The sequence below is a fragment of the Proteus sp. G4380 genome, from assembly GCF_963885725.1.
Classification (GTDB): domain Bacteria; phylum Pseudomonadota; class Gammaproteobacteria; order Enterobacterales; family Enterobacteriaceae; genus Proteus; species Proteus mirabilis.
This window is the reverse complement of the sequence record NZ_CAWPAV010000018.1, coordinates 1-2,421: the sequence shown is the minus strand read 5'-3', so window position 1 is coordinate 2,421 and position 2,421 is coordinate 1. Positions and strand designations below refer to the sequence as shown.

2 protein-coding genes are annotated in these 2,421 nt (G+C 38.9%); one reads left to right on the top strand and one right to left on the bottom strand.

The features are described from left to right. The first annotated feature begins 230 nt into the window (after positions 1 to 230). Complete coding sequence (gene gndA / locus AACU98_RS00960) at positions 231 to 1,637, top strand: NADP-dependent phosphogluconate dehydrogenase (protein WP_004244519.1); 1,407 nt, start codon at positions 231 to 233, stop codon at positions 1,635 to 1,637. Positions 1,638 to 1,756: 119 nt separating this feature from the next. Here gndA and AACU98_RS00955 read toward each other — a convergent pair whose 3' ends face one another. Next, positions 1,757 to 2,263: a YbaK/prolyl-tRNA synthetase associated domain-containing protein gene (locus AACU98_RS00955; RefSeq protein WP_161735355.1), complete on the bottom strand. Its 507-nt coding sequence runs from the start codon at positions 2,261 to 2,263 to the stop codon at positions 1,757 to 1,759. Positions 2,264 to 2,421 lie beyond the last annotated feature (158 nt).

Genomic DNA, 2,421 nt, shown 5'->3' with positions numbered 1-2,421 from the left:
CAGTCAGACCGCCCGTCGAAGCAGGAACCCGCCGAGGTGATTCAGACATCAGTCTGAACGCAGGAGGAACCCACATCCTTTAGGGCGTGGAGGATGTCAACCATAAGGAATGCGATATCGATTGCATCAATAACTACCACCAAATGAGAGAGTGAGTTACTATGTGATCAGGTTAACAAATTGTCAGTACATTGAGACTGGCAGGTTTATATTCAGACGGGAGTTATTTCATGTCAAAACAGCAAATCGGCGTGGTTGGTATGGCAGTGATGGGACGTAACCTTGCGCTAAACATTGAAAGCCGTGGTTACACTGTATCTATCTACAACCGCTCAAGCGATAAAACCAATGAAGTGATCGCTGAAAATCCAGGTAAAAAACTGGTTCCGAATTACTCTATTGAGGAATTTGTTGATTCATTAGAAAAACCGCGTCGTATTTTGTTAATGGTTAAAGCGGGTGAAGCAACAGATAAAACCATCGCAGCGCTGACACCACATTTAGATAAGGGCGATATCCTTATTGATGGCGGAAATACTTTCTTTAAAGATACTATTCGTCGTAATCGTGAGCTATCGGCTCAAGGTTTTAACTTTATTGGTACGGGTGTTTCTGGTGGTGAAGAAGGGGCATTAAAAGGACCTTCTATTATGCCTGGTGGTCAAAAAGAAGCCTATGAGTTAGTTGCTCCTATTCTTGAGAAAATTGCCGCGGTGGCAGATGGCGAGCCTTGTGTTACTTATATTGGTGCAGATGGTGCAGGTCACTATGTGAAAATGGTACACAATGGTATCGAATATGGTGATATGCAACTGATAGCAGAAGCTTATTCAGTATTAAAACACTCACTAGGTTTAACTAACGAAGAGTTAGCGGACACTTTTACCGAGTGGAATAAAGGCGAATTAAGTAGCTACCTTATTGAAATTACTGCTGATATTTTCCGTAAGAAAGATGAAGAAGGTAACTACCTTGTTGATGTTATTCTTGATGAAGCGGCAAATAAAGGCACCGGTAAATGGACTAGCCAAAGCTCTTTAGACTTAGGTGTTCCTGTTACGTTGATTACAGAATCTGTTTTTGCACGTTATATTTCTTCACTGAAAGATCAACGTGTGGCGGCATCTAAAGTATTATCAGGTCCAGCACCAAAAGCATTTACTGGTGATAAAAAAGCCTTTATCGAGAATGTTCGTCGTGCACTATATTTAGGTAAAATTGTCTCTTATGCGCAAGGCTTCCAACAATTGAAAGCTGCATCAGATGAATATAACTGGGATCTAAATTACGGTGAAATTGCGAAAATTTTCCGTGCAGGTTGTATCATTCGTGCTCAATTCTTACAAAAAATCACTGATGCCTATAATGACGATGCGAATATCGCTAATTTATTATTAGCACCTTACTTTAAAAATATCGCTGATGAGTATCAACAAGCATTGCGTGATGTTGTTTGTTATGGTGTTCAAGCAGGTATTCCTACGCCAACATTCTCCGCGGCTATCTCTTATTATGATAGCTACCGTGCGCAAGTGTTACCAGCAAACTTAATTCAAGCACAACGTGACTATTTTGGTGCGCATACTTATAAACGTACTGATAAAGAAGGCGTATTCCATACTGAGTGGATGGAGTAAGTTTTAAAAACAGTGAGTTATAAGTGTTAGGGGTGCTGAATTTCAGCACCTTTTTACTATTTGTAATTAAAAAGTTATAGTTAAAAAATACTTTTTAACTGCATTTTATAGTACTTTTATTAATCATTATGCTCTTGAGCATCTTGGCGAATAAAATGAATTAACTCAGGCTGAGCAATACGCTGATAATCTTGTGTATTTAAAATAATCGAGCGTTCTAATGTTCCAGCATTAAAGGCTAATTCATCAAAACGTTCAAATAATAGCGGATCAGCAACCAGTTTTAGTGCTGGATGAAAACTAAAAGGTGGGATCGCGCCAAATACACATTGCGTTAGTTCATCAACTTCTTTCGGGCTTGCAAGAGAGGCTCTTGTCCCACCAATAGCGATAGCGAGTTTTGATAGATCAGCTTGTTTATCAGCAGGTAAAATGGCCAGTACATGTTGTTTAATACCATTGCCTTTTACATGACAAACTAGACCTTTTGCCCCTTGCCCTAATTGTGTACCTCTTATTTTAGCAACTTCCTCAGAACGACCCGCGGTCGGGTGTTCCATGACGCGATAACGGGCGTGGTGGTTATTGAGTAATGTGGTTAATTGCTCGAAAATAGTCAAAGCCATCAATGACTCCTAAGATTAAGCATGTATTTTTATTCGGTCATTATACGACTTTAAAAAAATTTTTCTGCGGTGATATGTTTCTTTGGTATTTATTATTTTGATAAGCCTATCAAATTATTTTGTTACAAATGATAATATGTTAATAGTATTATCCTATT

Bases quoted from the DNA above. Each gene is read 5' to 3' on its own strand.
- gndA (WP_004244519.1), top strand. From the start codon at position 231: ATGTCAAAACAGCAAATCGGCGTGGTTGGTATGGCAGTGATGGGACGT.
- AACU98_RS00955 (WP_161735355.1), bottom strand. From the start codon at position 2,263: ATGGCTTTGACTATTTTCGAGCAATTAACCACATTACTCAATAACCAC.